We start from the raw sequence: 16,754 nt of genomic DNA on the forward strand, positions 1-16,754 counted from the left end.
GGCTACTGCTCTTCCTTCGCGACCTTGGTGATCGACTCGCTGACCTGCTGGGGCGATTTCGAACCGGCGATCAGAGCGGCGACGCTGTCGTTGACCTCCTGGCCCAGGGCGGGCGCGTACGCCTGGTCGAGGTAGAGCTGGAAGCCGGTGGCGCCCTTCAACTGTGCCTGCACGGCCTTGATGTTCGGGTCGGTCAGGGCGCTCTCGGCGGCCGGTACGACGGGCAGCACCCCGGTCTTCTTGACGAGTTCGGTGTCCGTGGCGGCGGAGGCGAAGAACTTCAGGAAGTCGACGGCCGCCTGCGGGGCGTCCTTGCGCAGCGCGTGCCCGCCGCCGCCGCCGAACACCTCGGTGATCACGCCCTTGCCGCCGTCGACCGCCGGGAACGGGAAGAAGCCGAGGTTCGCGCCGAGCCCCTTGCCGGCGTCGGCCTCCACGACCGGCGCCCACTGGCCCATGAGTTCCATCGCCGCCTTGCCGTTGCCGACGGCCGCGGCCTGGCCGGTGGGACTGGAGTACGCGGCGCCGAGGAAGCCCTTCTGGAACGGCTGCAGATCGACGAGGTCCTGGAGGTGCTGTCCGGCCTGGACGAAACCGTCACCGGTGAAGTCCTTCTCGTCCCCGGCCTTGCGCAGGGCGTCGACTCCGGCGGTGCGCATCGCGAGGTAGGCCCAGTAGTACATGCCGGGCCACTTCTCCTTGCCGGCGAGGGCGAGCGGGGTGATCCCGGCGGCCTTCAGCTTGCGCACCGCGTCGAGGAAGCCGCTCCAGGTGGTGGGCGGCCCGCCGATCCCGGCCTGCTTGAAGAGCGCCTTGTTGTACCAGAACCCGATCATCCCGATGTCGAACGGTATGCCGTACGCCTTGTCGCCGAGCAGATACGGCTGCCGGGCGACGGACAGCAGGCTCTCCCCCCAGTCCTTCGTGCGTTCCGTGAGGTTCTCCACGAGCCCCGCGTCGACCTGCTGCTTCAAAACCCCGCCGCCCCAGGTGTGAAAGATGTCGGGGAGCTTCCCGGAAGCGGTCAGCGCCGTCATCTTCGACTTGTAGGCGTCGTTCTCCAGCTGGACGATCTTGACCTTCACCTTGGGGTTCTGCGCCTCGAACTTCTTGGCCAGAGCGGCCCATACGTCCTTGGTCGGCTGGGTGGTGGAGATGTTCCACCACTCGATGGTGGTCGTCCCCGACGACGACCCCCCGTCCGAGTCGCCGCCGCAGGCGCTCAGTGCCGTCATGCCCAGACCGGCCGCGGCGGAGGCCGCCAGGAAGCCTCGGCGGGAGAGTGCCGGGTCGCCCATCATGCGCTCCTTGAGAGATCGAAAGTTTCGAACCAGATCCAGAAAGGTTCGCTGCTGCCGCACCCTAGAGACACCCTCCGACGGGTGGCAACCCCTTGAACACAGAGAATCCAGCGGCCTGTTCACGAAGGGCCACCCGAGGAGGCCCCGAACCCGACCGAAACATTCGGATCACACGGCGAACGTTACGAAGCGGAGACCGGCGCGACGCGATGGCCGAGATCAGCCCTACCTGGCGCGGGGCAGCGGCCGGAGGGACCCGGCGAATGCCGACCTCGACCCGATCGCCGCCCTGGATCGGCCCGGATCGCCGACCCTGGCCGGGCCGACCGCGAGGCACTGCGGCGCCGGCGCCGGCGCCGCGATCACGACGACCGGCGCCCACCGCACGGCGTCGCCCAGCATCCGCCGGTGCGGCCCCGCGTCCGCCGGACCGCCTCCCGGCCCTATCGTGACCGCATGCAGAGCTACACGATCGGCCAGGCGGCACGACTGCTCGGCGTCAGCCCCGACACCGCGCGCCGCTGGGCGGACGCGGGCCGCGTCACGACGCACCGCGACGAGACCGGACGACGCCTCGTGGACGGCAAGGCCCTCGCCGCCTTCTCCGTGGAACTCGCCCGGTCCGGCGGCACGGAGGACGACACCCCCCACACCTCCGTCCGCAACGCCTTCCCCGGCATCGTCACCGCGATCAAGCTGGGCGACGTGGCCGCCCAGGTGGACATCCAGGCCGGCCCGCACCGCCTGGTCTCCCTGCTGACCCGGGAGGCGGTCGAGGAACTCGGACTCGAGGTCGGCATGGAGGCGACCGCCCGCGTGAAGTCGACAAACGTACACATCGACCGGGCATGACCGAGAGCGGCGCAAAGCGGGCATCCCCGCCATAAGTCCCCAAGGGCCGTACCGTTGACGCCCATGACCTTGAGCATCCGCAACCAGCTTCCCGGCACCGTCACGGCCGTCCAACCCGGCCAGGTCATGGCCCTCGTGAAGGTCCGCCTCGACGGCGGGCAGCACCTCACGGCGGCCATCACCCTGGAGGCCTCGGAGCAACTCGCCCTCGCGCCCGGCGCCGCCGTCCACGCCCTGGTGAAGTCGACGGAGATCTCCCTCTCCACGGGCCAGGTGGCCGGCCTCTCGATCCGCAACCGGTTGCCCGGCACGATCACCGGCCTCGTCCTCGGCTCGGTCATGGCAGCGGTGAAGATCACCGTGGACGGCGGCGAACTCACCGCGGCGATCACCAGGGAGTCGGCTGTCGACCTCGGTCTGTTCGTGGGCTCCGACGTCATCGCGCTGATCAAGTCGACCGAGGTGTCCCTGGCCACGGCGTAGAACGACGAGGGGCCCCGTCCGCGACGGACGGGGCCCACACACGCTCCGGATCAGTCCTCGTACGCGTCCAGCGGCGGGCACGAGCAGACGAGGTTGCGGTCGCCGAAGGCCTGGTCGACACGGCGCACCGGCGGCCAGTACTTGTCGGCGGCGGACACCCCGGCGGGGAAGACCGCCTCCTCACGCGAGTACGCGTGCGCCCACTCGTCGCCGAGCGCGGCCGCGGTGTGCGGGGCGCCGACGAGCGGATTGTCGTCGGCCGGCCACGCACCCGCGCCGACCTTCTCGATCTCCGCGCGAATGGCGATCATCGCGTCGCAGAACCGGTCGAGCTCGATCAGGTCCTCGGACTCGGTCGGCTCGATCATCAGCGTCCCCGCCACCGGGAACGACATCGTCGGCGCGTGGAAGCCGTAGTCGATGAGCCGCTTGGCCACGTCGTCCACGGTCACACCGGTCGCCTTGGCCAACGGCCGCAGGTCGATGATGCACTCGTGCGCCACCAGCCCGCCCGGACCGTTGTAGAGCACCGGGTAGTGCGGCTCCAGCCGCTTGGCGATGTAGTTGGCGCTCAGCACCGCCACCTGCGTGGCCCGCTTGAGGCCCTCACCGCCCATGAGCCGCACGTACGCCCAGGAGATCGGCAGGATGCCCGCGGAGCCCCACGGCGCCGCCGAGATCGGCCCCACACCGGTCTCGGGCCCCGCTGCGGGCTGCAGCGGGTGGTTGGGCAGATACGGCGCCAGATGCGACCGGACGGCCACCGGCCCGACGCCCGGGCCGCCACCGCCGTGCGGGATGCAGAACGTCTTGTGCAGGTTCAGGTGGGAGACGTCGCCGCCGAAGTGCCCCGGCTTGGCGAGCCCGACGAGCGCGTTGAGGTTGGCGCCGTCGACGTACACCTGACCGCCGGCCTCGTGCACCTGGGCGCAGATGTCGGCGACGTGCTCCTCGAACACGCCGTGCGTGGAGGGGTAGGTGATCATCAGCACCGACAGCTCGTCCCGGTACTGCTCGATCTTCGCGCGCAGGTCCTCGACGTCGATCTCGCCGTCCTCGGCGGTCTTGACGACGACGACCTTCATGCCGGCCATCACCGCGCTCGCCGCGTTCGTGCCGTGCGCGGAGGACGGGATCAGGCACACGGTGCGCTGCTCGTCACCGTTGCCCCGGTGGTATCCGCGGACGGCGAGCAGCCCGGCCAGCTCGCCCTGTGACCCGGCGTTCGGCTGCAGGGACACCTTGTCGTACCCGGTGACCTCCGCGAGCCGCTCCTCGAGCTCGCGGATGAGCGTCAGGTAGCCCTGGGCCTGCTCGGCGGGGGCGAAGGGGTGCATCTGCCCGAACTCGGGCCAGGTGACCGGCTCCATCTCCGTGGTGGCGTTGAGCTTCATGGTGCACGAGCCCAGCGGGATCATGCCCCGGTCGAGCGCGTAGTCCCGGTCGGCCAGCCTGCGCAGGTAGCGCAGCATCGCGGTCTCGGACCGGTGCCGCTGGAAGACGGGATGGGTCAGGATGTCGTCGGTCCGCAGCAGCCCGGCGGGCAGGGCGTCCTCGACGGCCGCGTCGAGCGACGCGATGTCGCCGTCCACCCCGAAGGCCGCCCAGACCGCGGCGACCTGGGCGCGCGCGGTGGTCTCGTCGCAGGAGAGCGCCACCTGGTCGGCGTCGACGAGGTGCAGGTTGACCCCGTGCTCCCGCGCGGCGGCGACGATCTCGGCGGCCTTCGCCGGCACCCGCACGGTCAGCGTGTCGAAGTACGTCCGGTGCACCACCTCGACGCCACCGGCCTCGAGTCCCGCGGCGATGATCGCGGCGTAGCGATGCGTACGCCGGGCGATCTGGCGCAGCCCGTCCGGGCCGTGGTAGACCGCGTACATCCCGGCCATCACGGCCAGCAGCACCTGCGCCGTGCAGATGTTGCTCGTCGCCTTCTCGCGCCGGATGTGCTGCTCACGCGTCTGCAGTGCGAGACGGTAGGCCTTGTTGCCGTCGGCGTCCACGGACACGCCCACGAGCCGGCCGGGCAGGCTCCGCGCGAACTTCTCGTGCACCGCCATATAGCCGGCGTGCGGTCCGCCGAAGCCCATCGGCACGCCGAACCGCTGTGTGGTGCCGACCGCGATGTCCGCGCCCAGCTCACCGGGCGACGTCAGCAGCGTCAGCGCGAGCAGGTCCGCGGCGACGGTGACGAGCGCGCCGAGCCCGTGCGCCTGGTCGATGAGCGCCTTCAGGTCCCGCACGGCGCCGGACGCACCGGGGTACTGGACGAGCACGCCGTTGATCTCGCGCTCCGCGATCTTTGCCGGGATGCCGTCGCTCAGATCGGCGACGACGACCTCGACGCCGGTCGGCTCTGCACGCGTCTCGATCACGGCGATGGTCTGCGGCAGCGCGTCCGCGTCGATGAGGAAGAGGCCCTTCCTGTTCTTCCCCACGCGCCGTGACAACGCCATCGCCTCAGCCGCCGCCGTGCCCTCGTCGAGCAGCGACGCACCCGAGGTCGGCAGACCCGTCAGGTCGGCGACCATCGTCTGGAAGTTCAGCAGCGCCTCGAGCCGGCCCTGGGAGATCTCCGGCTGATACGGCGTGTAGGCGGTGTACCAGGCCGGGTTCTCCATGACGTTGCGCAGGATGACCGGCGGCGTGAAGGTGCCGTAGTAGCCGAGACCGATCATCGGGGCGAGCACCTTGTTGCGGTCGGCCAGCGAGCGCAGCTCGGCCAGCACCTCGGCCTCGGTGCGGGCGCCCGGCAGGTCCAGCGCGTCGGCGTTCTTGATCACATCGGGGACCGCGGCGGCGGTGAGCTCGTCGAGCGAGCCGTAGCCGACATGCGCGAGCATCTTGGCCCGCGCCTCGTGGTCGGGCCCGATGTGGCGCTGCTCGAAGGGGATTCCCTGCTCGAGCTCGGTGAGCGGAATGCGATGGGCGGTCATTACGGAGGCCTCCTGGTCTGACACGACCTTCGAGGGTCACCACGGCGGGTACCCGGACGGCCTCCCCCTCTGTCATCTCAACCTGAGAGCTTCACCGGCCGCCAGCGGACGACCGGCTTTCACCGTCGGTGAGAGCGGACACCGTCGACGCCGTCGGCACCCGCCCTGCTTTCCAGAGTGACCTCGTCCGTGCGGTACGTGAGCCTGAGAGATTCCGGGGAGGATTTGCTCCTTCGGCGCCTCCGGTGGTCTCCGGAGGACTCTCCCGCACGGGGTCAGCAGCCGTTGCCAGACTACCAGCGAGGTCAACGGGCCTCTCGAGTGGCCGGTCGTCTCAATGTGCTCTTTTGTAGTCCTTACGGACGAGCTGCGACCAAGAGGAGGGCCCGTGCAGACCGACATCGATCCGCGCAACCTGATCGGCCGCAAGGCGTTCGACCGCAACGGGGCGAAGATAGGCACCGTCGACGAGGTCTACCTCGACGATGCGACCGGTGTGCCGGAGTGGGCCGCCATCCGCACGGGCCTGTTCTCCCGTGACGCCTTCGTCCCCCTGGAGCCCAGCAAGCTGGTCGAGGGGACCCTGCACATCCCGTTCGACCGCGCGCTGATCAAGGACGCCCCGGACTTCGGCGTGGGCCGCCACCTCTCCCCGGAGCAGGAACTCCAGCTCTACCACCACTACGGTCTCGACGTGGCGGCCCCTCCCCCGCTGCCCGACCACGACTTCGGCCACCTGGCGGGCACGGACGACAGCTGACTCACGCAGCCCGGCAACGCCTCGACCTCAAGCAGCCGCACAGCCCTAGTCTGCGCTTCTTTCCGACGTCACCTCCGGCGTCACCGACAGTTCCCTCGTCCCACCCGCCGTCTCCGTGTCCTCCCCCGGTCTTCGCCGCACCAGCGGCAGCGGGTCCGCCGGAGCCAACTGCGGATCGTCGGTGCGGAACGTGCGCACCCGGCCCGGCTCCGACTCCGGCGTCTCGAACCGCACCGTGACCCGCCCCAGCCCACTGCCCTGCACCCACCCGTGTCCGAGCTCGGCATGCCGCACGTCGTGCCCCGGACGCCACTGGTGCTCGGCCGGGACCGGGACCGGCTCCTCGGCGGCGGGCTCCTCCATCAGCCCGTCCGCGGGCTCGTCCGCGAGCGCTCCCGCGGCCTGCGCGAACAGGTCCTCCTGCGTGAAGTCCGCCAGACCGCTGACGCCCACCCCCAGCAGCCGCACCCCGCCCGTGGTGTCCACGGAGTCCAGCAGACGGGCCGCCGCTTCCCTGATCACCGCCGGATCGTCCGTGGGCCCGCGCAGCGTCTCGGACCGGGTGAGCGTCGAGAAGTCGTACCGGCGCACCTTCAGCACGATGGTCCGACCCGACAGACCGGCCTCCCGGAGCCTGCGCACACACCGGTCCGCGAGCCGCTGCACCTCCAGCCCCACCCGCACCCGGTCGTGGATGTCCACGTCGTACGTGTCCTCGACCGACACCGACTTGGTCTCCCGCTCGGCCACCACCGGCCGGTCGTCACGCGCCAGCGCCATGGCGTGGAGTCCATGCCCGTGCGCCTTGCCCAGCAACCGCACCAGCTCGTCCTCACCGGCCTCCGCGATCTCGTCGACCGTGGTGATCCCGGCCCGCCGCAGATGGTCCCCCGTGGCAGGACCCACCCCCGGCAGCGTCCGCACCGGCATGGGCCCGAGCAGCTGCCGCTCGGTGCCCGGCTCGATGAGCACCAGGCCGTCGGGTTTCGCCTCCTCCGAAGCGATCTTCGCGAGCATCTTGCAGGAGGCCAGTCCCACCGAACCCGTGAGACCGGTGACGGCCCGTATGTCCGCGCGCAGTCGGACGCCGGCCAGCCGCGCCGAATCCCTGTCCCAGGCCGCCCCGCCGGCCTCCAGGTCCACGAAGGCCTCGTCCAGGCTCAGCGGCTCCACCAGCGGCGACAGCGCCCTGAGCAGCGCCATGACCTGCTCGCTGATCGATCGGTAGAAGGCGAACCGCGGCACGAGATAGGCGGCGTTCGGCGCCAGCCTGCGCGCCTGGGCCATGGGCATCGCCGAGTGGACTCCGAAGACCCGTGCCTCGTAGGAGGCCGTGGCGACCACTCCGCGAGGCCCCAGGCCTCCCACGACCACGGCCTTCCCGCGCAGACTCGGCTTGGACGCCTGCTCCGCCTGAGCGAAGAAGGCATCCATGTCGAGATGCAGGATCGTGGGCGCGTTTCTCACACGTCCGATGCTGCACCACGCCACTGACAATGACGTCGGACCGCCGCCCCCGCCCCGGGGAAGACGCGTCAGACCGCCCGGTTGCGCCTGCGCGCCAGCTCGTCCGCCGGATTGGGCCCGACGAGCGTCTCACCGGTGTCGACGCGCTCTCCGTGCAGCTGCGACAGCGCGCTCTCGACGTCCCGCCACACCACGCCCACGGCGATCCCGAACACTCCCTGACCGCCCTGGAGCAGTGCGTGGACCTCGTCCGGCGAGGTGCACTCGTACACCGTCGCGCCGTCGCTCATCAGCGTCATCCGCTCCAGATCGCTGAAACCGCGCTCCCGCAGATGCTGGACGGCGCTGCGGATGTTCTGCAGCGACACCCCGGTGTCGAGGAACCTCTTGACGATCTTCAGCACGACGACGTCGCGGAAGCTGTAAAGGCGTTGGCTGCCGGACCCGTGTGCGGGCCGCACGCTCGGCTCGACGAGCCCGGTGCGCGCCCAGTAGTCCAGTTGGCGGTAGGTGATGCCCGCCGCCGCACAGGCCGTCGGACCGCGATAGCCGATCTGCTCGGACGCCATGGACGTCGTCCCTCCGCTGCTCGGCACGGCCGCCGGTCGCTGAGGAGCGTGATCGGCCGCGTTGCTCTGCTGGGGGTACCCCATGCCCGTGCGCAGCCGAGAGCCTGGGGGAGGGTACGGACCGCTTCCCCCGACACCGAGTCCGGGGGCACCCCCAGCCGTACCGTCGCCGCTGCTTCTCACGCCGACCTCCGTCCTAGACCTGCCTTCTCGACGGTAGGCAGTCGCCAGGGGTGCGTCAACGATCGCCACACTCGGCACGCCGAGTGATAATCACCCTAGGAGTGGTTTCCCGCACCTCACCGCGGGGAAAGGCTAGCCGAATGCGCTGAGAACCGGCCGTAGGACGCTCTCAGTGGCCGCTGGCATTTGCCGAAGACGGCAGGACACTCGCCGCAGGTCGCCGCAGGTGCGCGTGTCTCGCACGAGGCGCTACTGATTGCTGGTGCCGAAGTCCTCAGGCGAGATCTGGTCGAGGAACTCGCGGAACTTCTCCACCTCGTCCTCCTGCTCGTCCGGGATGGCGATCCCCGCGTCGTCGAGCACCGTGTCACTGCCGTAGATCGGCGTTCCGGTGCGCAGGGCCAGCGCTATGGCGTCGGACGGGCGCGCGCTCACCTCGACGCCGCTGGCGAAGACCAGCTCCGCGTAGAAGACGCCCTCCCGCAGATCCGTGATGCGCACCTCGGTGAGCTCCTGGCCGACGGCTTCCAGCACGTCCTTGAACAGGTCGTGGGTCAGCGGTCGCGCCGGGGCCATGCCCTGCTGGGCGAAGGCGATGGCCGTCGCCTCCCCCGGTCCGATCCAGATGGGGAGGTAGCGGTCGCCCCCCACTTCGCGCAGCAGCACGATCGGTTGGTTGGAGGGCATCTCGACCCGGACACCTACGACATCGAGCTCGTTCACACAGCAACCCTAGGCCGTGCCCGGGACGTTTGGGTAGTCGGGCCGGGAACGGGCGACCGATCCGCCCTCGGCGAAACCGCCCGCTCAGGGCAGGCGCACCCCGAGCGCGGTCTGAACCAGCGCCGCGTGCAGCCGGACCGCAAGCCCGGCGAGCTCCTTCGTGCGGGCCTCCGCGTGCGCCCGGGTCTGCGGGTTGCGGTGCCGCCGGAGCGGTGCGACCACCTGGTCGACGAGACCGGCCTCGCGGTCGGCCGCCGTCTTCATCACGCGCAGATGCCGCGGCTCGATCCCGAACCGTCCCAGCTCGGCGACGAGAGCCGCCACGGTGGCCGCCTCGGCGTCGTAGACGCCGTCCTCGAGGGGCACGACGAGCCCGTAGGACTCCCACTCCTCGAGCTCCGACTCACCGATGCCCGCGGCAGCCAGCAGCTCGGTCCTGCCGATCCGGGCGATCGTGGGAGCGTCCGAGGGCTCCAGGACGTGCTCCCCGTCCCGCTGCCGGCCGACGGTCGGCAGCGCGACGGCCTCGCCGCGCTCCATGGCCTCCAGGTGCTCACGGATGACCTTGAGGGGCAGATAGTGGTCCCTCTGCATCCTCAGGACGTGACCGAGGCGCTCCACGTCGCGCGCACTGAACTTGCGGTAACCCGAAGGGGTTCGCTGGGGCTCGATGAGCCCCTCCGACTCAAGGAAACGGATCTTGGAGATCGTGACGTCCGGGAACTCGTCCCTCAGAGCGGTCAGCACGGTGCCGATGCTCATCGGCACACCGTCCGCAGCGGCGGTGCCGGAGCCGGCACCGCCCCTCGGTGTTTGCAGCATGGACCTTCCCTCGGATCCCCCCGGACGGAGCCCGGGGGCGGGTCAGTAACCCCGCTGGCTCGCGTAGAAGACCAGCCGGTACTTGCCGATCTGCACCTCGTCCCCGTTGGACAGCGGGATCTCGTCGATCCGCTCCCGGTTGACGTAAGTACCGTTCAGACTGCCGACGTCCGCCACCTTGAACGTGCCGTCCGGGTTGCGCCGGAACTCCACATGGCGACGCGACACCGTCACGTCGTCGAGGAAGATGTCGCTCTGCGGATGACGGCCCGCCGTGGTCAGGTCTCCGTCCAGGAGGAAGCGACTGCCCGAGTTCGGGCCGCGACGCACCACCAGCAACGCAGAGCCCACCGGCAGCGCGTCGACGGCGGCCTGCGCCTCGGGAGAGAGCGCCGGCAGCTGCGTCTGCCCGGTGACCTCGGAGTCATAGGCTTCAAGACCGGAAATCGAGATCGTGGAGGTCGTCTCCGACGCACGCTCGGGCGTCAGCCCGGGACGCAGCGGCGCACCACAGTTCGAGCAGAAGCGGCTGTTCTCCGCGTTGCGGTTACCGCACCTCGTACACACCAGGGCTGACATAGGGGAAAACCCTCCACCCGTACTCGAGGTTGACGGTTGGCCGAAACCTATGCCGCCGGACTGCGCAGGGTCAACAGACGCCGCGCCCTGACCTCCGGGAACGTCACCGCCCGAACCAGCCACCTGGTCCCTGAACAGCGGTCGCTGACCCTCTGCATCAGGCTGTGCGCGATGGCGAGCGGTCGCGTTGTCGCCACCCTCACGCGGGCTCTTGCCGAACAACTTCGCAAACAACTTCACGGGCGATTCCCCTTGACCGAAACAGACCCGCCCGTGGGGCAGGACGAACCCTGACTGAATACACCGGCCGACCCGGACACCTTCACAACGTCCGTGCCCACCAGACAGTTTCCACCACGCACCACCCGATCGGTGCGTCGACCCCCCGCAACCTCATGCCCCTGCCGGACACCCCCCATGCGCCCCCCGCTCACGGCGCCGACGACCGAGCGTAGTCAGGCCGCTTCACCTCTCGCAAGGCGTCCACAACGATCTTGTCCGATCGCTCCACGACCACGGTGGCCTGCTCCTTTTCGAGGGTCTGCACAACACCTCCAGGAATGTTCAGCGCCGGCTCGAGGTCCTGCGGGTTGCCGATGACCTTGAAACGGTAGGGCGCGTTGATCTTGTTCCCGTCGACGCTCACGCCCCCGCCCGACTCCGTCAGGAAGGTGCCGGCGACGACCCGCACACCGTTCACCTGGATCGCCTCGGCCCCCGCCGCCCGCAACTCCTGGATCGCGTCGAGCAGCATGTCCGCCTCGACCGCTCCCTTCGTGTCCTCGATGGTCATCGTGATGCCGGGCCCCTGAGCAGCGACCGTGCCCGCCAGAATGCCGAGTTGCCTCTCCTTCTCGACCGTCTGTTTGCGAGCCTCCTCAGCCTGGTCGGAGCTGTTCTCCAGCTCCTGCCGCTGCTTCTCGAGCCCTTGCTTCTCGTCCTCAAGACGCTGACTTCGGTCGCCGAGTTCATCGAGGATGCGCACAAGATCTTCCTGCCGCGCGCCACGCAGCGCGTTTCCGCTGTCGCTGTTCGACGCCACCTGCACCGCCAGGCCGAAGCCCAGACCGAACAGCAGCAGGGCCACGATGAGTTGGGCCCGCGTCACCCGCGGCGGCCAGAGCCCCTCCACCAGGCGCCGACGGCCGTTCGACTCGGCCTCGTCCGGCTCCCGGGCCGGCCCGTCCCCGGACGACGTCTGCCGGTCCCCGGACGACGTCACGGGGACCTCCTCGGGCAGTTCCCTGCGCAGCCGGCTCTCCGGCGTCTCGTCCCCGTCGCTCATCGCCCTCACGCCCGGAACACGTGCCGGCGGATCGCCGCGGCATTGGAGAAGATGCGGATGCCGAGGACGACGACGACACCGGTCGACAGCTGCGATCCCACGCCCAACTCGTCTCCCAGAAAGACGATCAGCGCGGCGACCACCACGTTCGACAGGAACGACACGACGAACACCTTGTCGTCGAAGATCCCGTCCAGCATGGCCCGCAGCCCGCCGAACACGGCGTCAAGCGCCGCCACCACGGCGATGGGCAGATAGGGGACGACGGCCGCCGGAATCTCGGGCTGGACCAACAGTCCGGCCACGACTCCCACGACGAGGCCCAGTACGGCGATCACGATGTGCCCTTCTCGGTGTGCGGCTGTGCTGTGCGTACGATCACGCTCGGTGCGGCGGGCAGCCGGAGGTCGCTCGCCACGGAGATGGCCGTCCGGATGCCGTAGTTCTCCTGCAGGGCGTTGAGATAGAGCCCGTCCGCGCTGTTCTGGAACCGGGTGCTGAGCTTTTTCCCGTCCCCCACCGCGAGCACGGTGTACGGCGGCACCAGCGGCTTGTTGTCGACCAGTATCGCGTCACCCGCGGCCCTGATCGCGGAGAGCGCCGTCAACCGCTGACCGTTGATCGAGACGGCTTCGGCGCCCGACGCCCACAGTCCGTTGACCACCCGCTGCATGTCACGGTCGCGGACCCGCCCGGTGTCGGAGAACCCGGAGGTCTCGCGCGGGTCGCCGTCACCGCCCGTGGTCGCTTCCTTGGCGTCGTCCACGACGAGCTTCACGCCCGGGCCGTGCACCGCGACGGCGCCCGACAGCAATCCGGCCAGGTCCGCCTGATCGCCGCCGCCGCTCTGCTTGAGCGCCTCCTGCTGCCGGGCGCTCACGTCGCTGCGCAGTTTGTCGACGGCGCTCTCCAGCTCCTCGGCCGCATCCGTCTCACGGTCGATGCGGTCGATCAGCTCCTCGCGTTCCTTGGCGACGACCGGAGCCGCGACCCGCGCCTGGGCGGCGCCGACGGTGACGACGAGGGCCGCGAGCACCAGCCCTGCGGCCAGTCCGAGCTTCGCCCGTACCGTCCTGGGCAGGCCCCCGGAGCCGTCGGCCTGCTTCCGGGCGGCGGCCTCGGCATAACCGTCGTCGAGGCTGTGGTCCATGACGTTGGTGAGCAGCGACATGGACGCGTCCGGGCGCGACGCGCGCGCGGGTGTGCTCCGAACGGGGGGCGGCTGCGGCATGCCGCACATCGTCGCACGTCGTGCCCAGTACCTCCGAATGGCCCCACCGGGCGTGCCGGACGGGCCCCCTTGGGGACACTTGTCCGGCACGCACGCGTGCGCGAGGTTCAGCGCCCGGCGCTGTCCGCGACCGCCGACCACTCGTCGAGCAGGGCCTGCGCGGACGCGTCGTCCGGCCCCTCCGCCCACAGATGCGTGACGGCCTCGGCGGGGTCGGGCAGGACCATCACCCAGCGACCGTCCGTCTCCACCACGCGGACGCCGTCGGTGGTGTCCACGAAGCGGTCTCCGGCCGCCTCGACGACCCGCCGCATCACCAGTCCCTTGACGGCCCACGGGGTCGCCAGATCCCGCTTCAGGACGTGCGCCCGCGGAATCCGCGCGTCGATCTGGCTGAGGGTGAGCTGCGTGCGAGCCACCAGCCCGATCAGCCGTACGAACGCTGCCGTGCCGTCGAAGACGCTGTTGAACTCGGGGATGATGAACCCGCCCTTGCCGTCCCCTCCGAAGATGGTCGACTCGTCGCGGCCCACCCGGGTGAGGTCGTCGGGCGACGTCGTCGTCCACTCGACCTGGGTCCCGTGGTACGCCGCAACCTGCTCGGCGATCCTCGTCGTGGTCACGGGCAGGGCGACCCGCCCGCTGCGGCGCTCGGCGGCGACCAGGTCGAGCAGGACGAGGAGCGCCCGGTCGTCCTCGATGATCCGGCCCTTCTCGTCCACCAGGGAGAGCCGCTCGCCCACCGGGTCGAACCGCACACCGAAAGCGGCCCGGGACGACGCCACGATCTCGCCGAGCCGTACCAGCCCGGAGCGTCGTTGATCGCCCGTCTCGGTAGGCCGTGCCTCGTTCAGACCGGGGTTGATCGTCAGCGAATCGACCCCGAGCTTTCCGAGGAGGCTCGGCAGAACCAGGCCCGCGCTGCCGTTGGAGGCGTCGACGACGACTTTCAGCCCCGCCTCGGCGATGCCGGTCGTGTCCACGTTCCGCAGCAGCGACCCGGTGTACGCGTCGAAGACGCTGGCCGGGAAGTACAGATCCCCGATCTCTCCCGGGAAGGCCCGCCGGTACTCCTGCCGTGCGAAGACACGGTCCAGCTTGCGCTGACTGCCCTGCGACAGGTCGGCGCCCTGCCCGTCGAAGAACATGATGTCCACCGAGTCGGGCACCCCTGGCGAGGTCCGGATCATGATTCCGCCGGCACTCCCCCGCGCGGTCTGCTGCCGCGCCACGGGCAACGGCACGTTCTCCAGGTCCCGTACGTCGATGGCGCTGGCCTGCAGCGCGGAGATGACGGCCCGCTTCAGCGCACGGGCGCCTCGGGAGTGGTCCCGGGCCGTGGTGACCGTGGATCCCTTCTTCAGCGTCGTGGCATACGCGCCGGCGAGACGCACGGCGAGTTCGGGCGTGATCTCGACGTTCAGAATTCCGGACACCCCTCGGGCGCCGAACAGGTTCGCCTGCCCGCGGGACTCCCAGATCACCGACGTGTTGACGAACGCGCCGGCTTCGATGGTCTTGAAGGGATAGACCCGCACATTCCCCTGCACGATCGATTCTTCACCGATCAGACATTCGTCGCCGATGACAGCGCCGTCCTCGATCCGCGCGGCCCGCATGATGTCGGTGTTCTTCCCGACGACGCAGCCACGCAGATTGCTGTGCTGACCGATGTAGACGTTGTCGTGTACGACGGCCTTGTGCAGAAAGGCCCCGGTTTTCACGACGACGTTCGATCCGACCACGGTGTGCTCACGGATTTCGGCGCCGGCCTCGACCTTCGCGTAGTCCCCGATGTAGAGGGGACCGCGCAGCACGGCGTCGGGATGCACCTCGGCGCCTTCGGCGACCCAGACGCCCGGCGAGATCTCGAAACCGTCGATCTCGACGTCGACCTTGCCTTCCAGCACATCGGCCTGGGCCTTCACGTAGCTCTCGTGCGTGCCCACGTCCTCCCAGTAGCCCTCGGCGATGAAGCCGTAGACCGGCTTGCCCTCCTTCATCAACTGCGGGAAGACATCACCGGACCAGTCGACGGGAACATCGGCCTCCACGTAGTCGAAGACCTCGGGCTCCATGACATAGATGCCCGTGTTCACGGTGTCCGAGAAGACCTGTCCCCAGGTCGGCTTCTCCAGGAAGCGCTCGACCTTTCCCTCTTCATCGACGATGGTGATGCCGAATTCCAGCGGATTGGGCACGCGCGTCAGACAGACCGTGACGAGCGCTCCCTTTTCCTTGTGGAAGTTGATCAGCTCGGTGAGGTCGAAGTCAGTGAGGGCGTCACCGGAAATGACGAGGAAAGCATCGTCCTTCAACGCCTCCTCTGCGTTCTTGACGCTTCCGGCGGTACCGAGTGGCTTCTCCTCGTTGGCATAGCTGAGCTCCATTCCGAGCTCTTCGCCGTCACCGAAGTAGTTCTTGACCAGCGACGCCAGGAACTGGACAGTAACGACGGTCTCATTGAGCCCATGCCTTTTGAGCAGCCTCAGAACGTGCTCCATGATCGGCCGGTTGGCCACCGGCAGGAGCGGCTTGGGCATGCTCGAGGTCATAGGGCGAAGGCGAGTGCCTTCGCCTCCGGCCATCACGACGGCCTTCATGTCGGAAGCGTCCTCCTAAAGAGACGACGGTCTAGCCGACTTCACTCATCCAGATTGTCCCGCACTTTTCCACGGCGGGCCAACGAGCCACTGATCGGCCAATCGGCGAGGTCAGCCGGCCAAGGTGTCCGCTCGAACCAGGCGGCGGACCTGGACCACATAGAGGACTCCTGCCCACCAATACAGCGTTGTACCCCATCCGGCGAACGCCCATCCGAAAATAGCAGCGAGTGACGCCAACCACCCGCTTCCGTCACTCAGCAGAAGCAGCGGGAAGGCGTACATCAGGTTGAACGTGGCGGCCTTGCCCAGGAAGTTCACCTGCGGCGGCGGATAGCCGTGCCGCCGGAGGATCCCCACCATCACCAGCAGAACCAGCTCGCGCAGAAGAAGTACAGCGGTCAACCAAAGAGGCAGAATCTCCCGCCAGGTGAGACCGACCAATGTCGAGAGAATGTAGAGCCGGTCCGCCGCGGGGTCGAGGAGCCGGCCGAGGCTGCTGATCTGGTTCCAACGCCGCGCGAGCATGCCGTCCAGATAGTCGCTGACCCCGCTGAAGGCCAGCACGAGAAGCGCCCAGCCGTCGCTCTGCGGACCTCCGAACTCGGGCCTCAGGATCAGCCACAGAAACAGCGGCACGCCGACCAGGCGGGCCATGCTGAGGATGTTGGGGATGGTGAGGACCCGGTCTGTCTGGACACGGGTCTCCTGGACCTCCACCCGGGGGCCTCCAGTAGGAAATGAGCCGATGATTCCCCCTGACCTTACCCCAACGCAAAAAAGCTCTGGCTCTTGGGCTGTATGCCCAAGAGCCAGAGCTCTAAAAGGAGTTCGGCGGTGTCCTACTCTCCCACAGGGTCACCCCTGCAGTACCATCGGCGCTGTGAGGCTTAGCTTCCGGGTTCGGAATGTAACCGGGCGTTTCCCTCACGCTATGACCACCGAAACACTATGAAACTG

13 protein-coding genes, 1 rRNA gene, 2 pseudogenes and 1 riboswitch are annotated in these 16,754 nt (G+C 69.1%); of the genes and pseudogenes, 3 read left to right on the plus strand and 13 right to left on the minus strand.

Annotation, left to right across the window (positions count from 1 at the left end; genetic code table 11):
- Positions 1 to 2: 2 nt before the first annotated feature.
- On the minus strand, positions 3 to 1,298 hold the full coding sequence (locus ACN6LD_RS07050; RefSeq protein WP_319193340.1) for an extracellular solute-binding protein: 1,296 nt from the start codon (positions 1,296 to 1,298) through the stop codon (positions 3 to 5).
- Positions 1,299 to 1,757: 459 nt separating this feature from the next.
- Between ACN6LD_RS07050 and ACN6LD_RS07055 the strand changes: the two genes are divergently transcribed.
- Together ACN6LD_RS07055 and ACN6LD_RS07060 are read left to right on the plus strand one after the other, a co-directional pair.
- On the plus strand, positions 1,758 to 2,153 hold the full coding sequence (locus ACN6LD_RS07055; protein WP_319193338.1) for a TOBE domain-containing protein: 396 nt from the start codon (positions 1,758 to 1,760) through the stop codon (positions 2,151 to 2,153).
- Positions 2,154 to 2,216: 63 nt separating this feature from the next.
- Positions 2,217 to 2,636, plus strand: a complete 420-nt coding sequence (locus ACN6LD_RS07060) for a TOBE domain-containing protein (protein WP_319193337.1) — start codon at positions 2,217 to 2,219, stop codon at positions 2,634 to 2,636.
- 50 nt (positions 2,637 to 2,686) lie between these two features.
- Here ACN6LD_RS07060 and gcvP read toward each other — a convergent pair whose 3' ends face one another.
- Positions 2,687 to 5,572, minus strand: coding sequence for an aminomethyl-transferring glycine dehydrogenase (gene gcvP / locus ACN6LD_RS07065; RefSeq protein ID WP_445042704.1), 2,886 nt, complete (start codon positions 5,570 to 5,572; stop codon positions 2,687 to 2,689).
- Between the two features lie 182 nt (positions 5,573 to 5,754).
- Positions 5,755 to 5,850, minus strand: a riboswitch (glycine riboswitch).
- A 59-nt stretch (positions 5,851 to 5,909) separates the two neighbouring features.
- On the opposite strand from gcvP, the pseudogene ACN6LD_RS07070 reads away from it, so the two are divergent.
- Positions 5,910 to 6,119, plus strand: a pseudogene (locus ACN6LD_RS07070) (PRC-barrel domain-containing protein); the annotation flags it as partial.
- 134 nt (positions 6,120 to 6,253) lie between these two features.
- Here the strand turns inward: ACN6LD_RS07070 and ACN6LD_RS07075 are convergent.
- The 11 genes and pseudogenes from ACN6LD_RS07075 to rrf all read right to left on the minus strand — a co-directional run bounded on the left by ACN6LD_RS07075 (position 6,254) and on the right by rrf (position 16,740).
- Positions 6,254 to 7,799 (minus strand): annotated as a pseudogene (locus ACN6LD_RS07075) (DNA polymerase IV).
- Positions 7,800 to 7,867: 68 nt separating this feature from the next.
- A complete protein-coding gene (locus ACN6LD_RS07080) occupies positions 7,868 to 8,551 on the minus strand; it encodes a MerR family transcriptional regulator (protein WP_319193332.1) in 684 nt (227 codons plus the stop codon).
- A gap of 249 nt (positions 8,552 to 8,800) precedes the next feature.
- Positions 8,801 to 9,274, minus strand: a complete 474-nt coding sequence (locus ACN6LD_RS07085) for a bifunctional nuclease family protein (protein WP_004934251.1) — start codon at positions 9,272 to 9,274, stop codon at positions 8,801 to 8,803.
- 84 nt (positions 9,275 to 9,358) lie between these two features.
- Positions 9,359 to 10,096 carry a transcriptional regulator FtsR gene (gene ftsR / locus ACN6LD_RS07090; protein WP_319193330.1) on the minus strand — a complete coding sequence of 246 codons (738 nt, stop codon included), beginning with the start codon at positions 10,094 to 10,096 and terminating at the stop codon, positions 9,359 to 9,361.
- Positions 10,097 to 10,138: 42 nt separating this feature from the next.
- A complete protein-coding gene (locus tag ACN6LD_RS07095; protein WP_307049961.1) occupies positions 10,139 to 11,023 on the minus strand; it encodes an FHA domain-containing protein in 885 nt (294 codons plus the stop codon).
- Positions 11,024 to 11,105: 82 nt separating this feature from the next.
- A complete protein-coding gene (locus ACN6LD_RS07100; protein WP_319193328.1) occupies positions 11,106 to 11,960 on the minus strand; it encodes a DUF881 domain-containing protein in 855 nt (284 codons plus the stop codon).
- A gap of 5 nt (positions 11,961 to 11,965) precedes the next feature.
- Entirely contained in the window at positions 11,966 to 12,298 is a 333-nt protein-coding gene (locus ACN6LD_RS07105) for a small basic family protein (protein WP_030798533.1), read from the minus strand.
- Positions 12,295 to 13,200, minus strand: a complete 906-nt coding sequence (locus ACN6LD_RS07110; protein WP_319193325.1) for a DUF881 domain-containing protein — start codon at positions 13,198 to 13,200, stop codon at positions 12,295 to 12,297. Before ACN6LD_RS07110 ends, ACN6LD_RS07105 begins: the two co-directional genes overlap by 4 nt.
- A 98-nt stretch (positions 13,201 to 13,298) precedes the next feature.
- Complete coding sequence (locus ACN6LD_RS07115) at positions 13,299 to 15,794, minus strand: sugar phosphate nucleotidyltransferase (RefSeq protein WP_445042705.1); 2,496 nt, start codon at positions 15,792 to 15,794, stop codon at positions 13,299 to 13,301.
- Between the two features lie 111 nt (positions 15,795 to 15,905).
- Positions 15,906 to 16,514 carry a CDP-alcohol phosphatidyltransferase family protein gene (locus ACN6LD_RS07120; RefSeq protein ID WP_057580585.1) on the minus strand — a complete coding sequence of 203 codons (609 nt, stop codon included), beginning with the start codon at positions 16,512 to 16,514 and terminating at the stop codon, positions 15,906 to 15,908.
- 109 nt (positions 16,515 to 16,623) lie between these two features.
- A 5S ribosomal RNA gene (gene rrf, locus ACN6LD_RS07125) occupies positions 16,624 to 16,740 on the minus strand.
- Positions 16,741 to 16,754 lie beyond the last annotated feature (14 nt).

The sequence above is a fragment of the Streptomyces sp. SAS_272 genome (assembly GCF_052543235.1).

Coding starts and splice junctions, on each gene's coding strand:
- ACN6LD_RS07115 (WP_445042705.1), bottom strand. CDS start 15,794: ATGAAGGCCGTCGTGATGGCCGGAGGCGAAGGCACTCGCCTTCGCCCT.
- ACN6LD_RS07050 (WP_319193340.1), bottom strand. CDS start 1,298: ATGGGCGACCCGGCACTCTCCCGCCGAGGCTTCCTGGCGGCCTCCGCC.
- ftsR (WP_319193330.1), bottom strand. CDS start 10,096: ATGCTGCAAACACCGAGGGGCGGTGCCGGCTCCGGCACCGCCGCTGCG.
- gcvP (WP_445042704.1), bottom strand. CDS start 5,572: ATGACCGCCCATCGCATTCCGCTCACCGAGCTCGAGCAGGGAATCCCC.
- ACN6LD_RS07100 (WP_319193328.1), bottom strand. CDS start 11,960: ATGAGCGACGGGGACGAGACGCCGGAGAGCCGGCTGCGCAGGGAACTG.
- ACN6LD_RS07110 (WP_319193325.1), bottom strand. CDS start 13,200: ATGTGCGGCATGCCGCAGCCGCCCCCCGTTCGGAGCACACCCGCGCGC.
- ACN6LD_RS07055 (WP_319193338.1), top strand. CDS start 1,758: ATGCAGAGCTACACGATCGGCCAGGCGGCACGACTGCTCGGCGTCAGC.
- ACN6LD_RS07060 (WP_319193337.1), top strand. CDS start 2,217: ATGACCTTGAGCATCCGCAACCAGCTTCCCGGCACCGTCACGGCCGTC.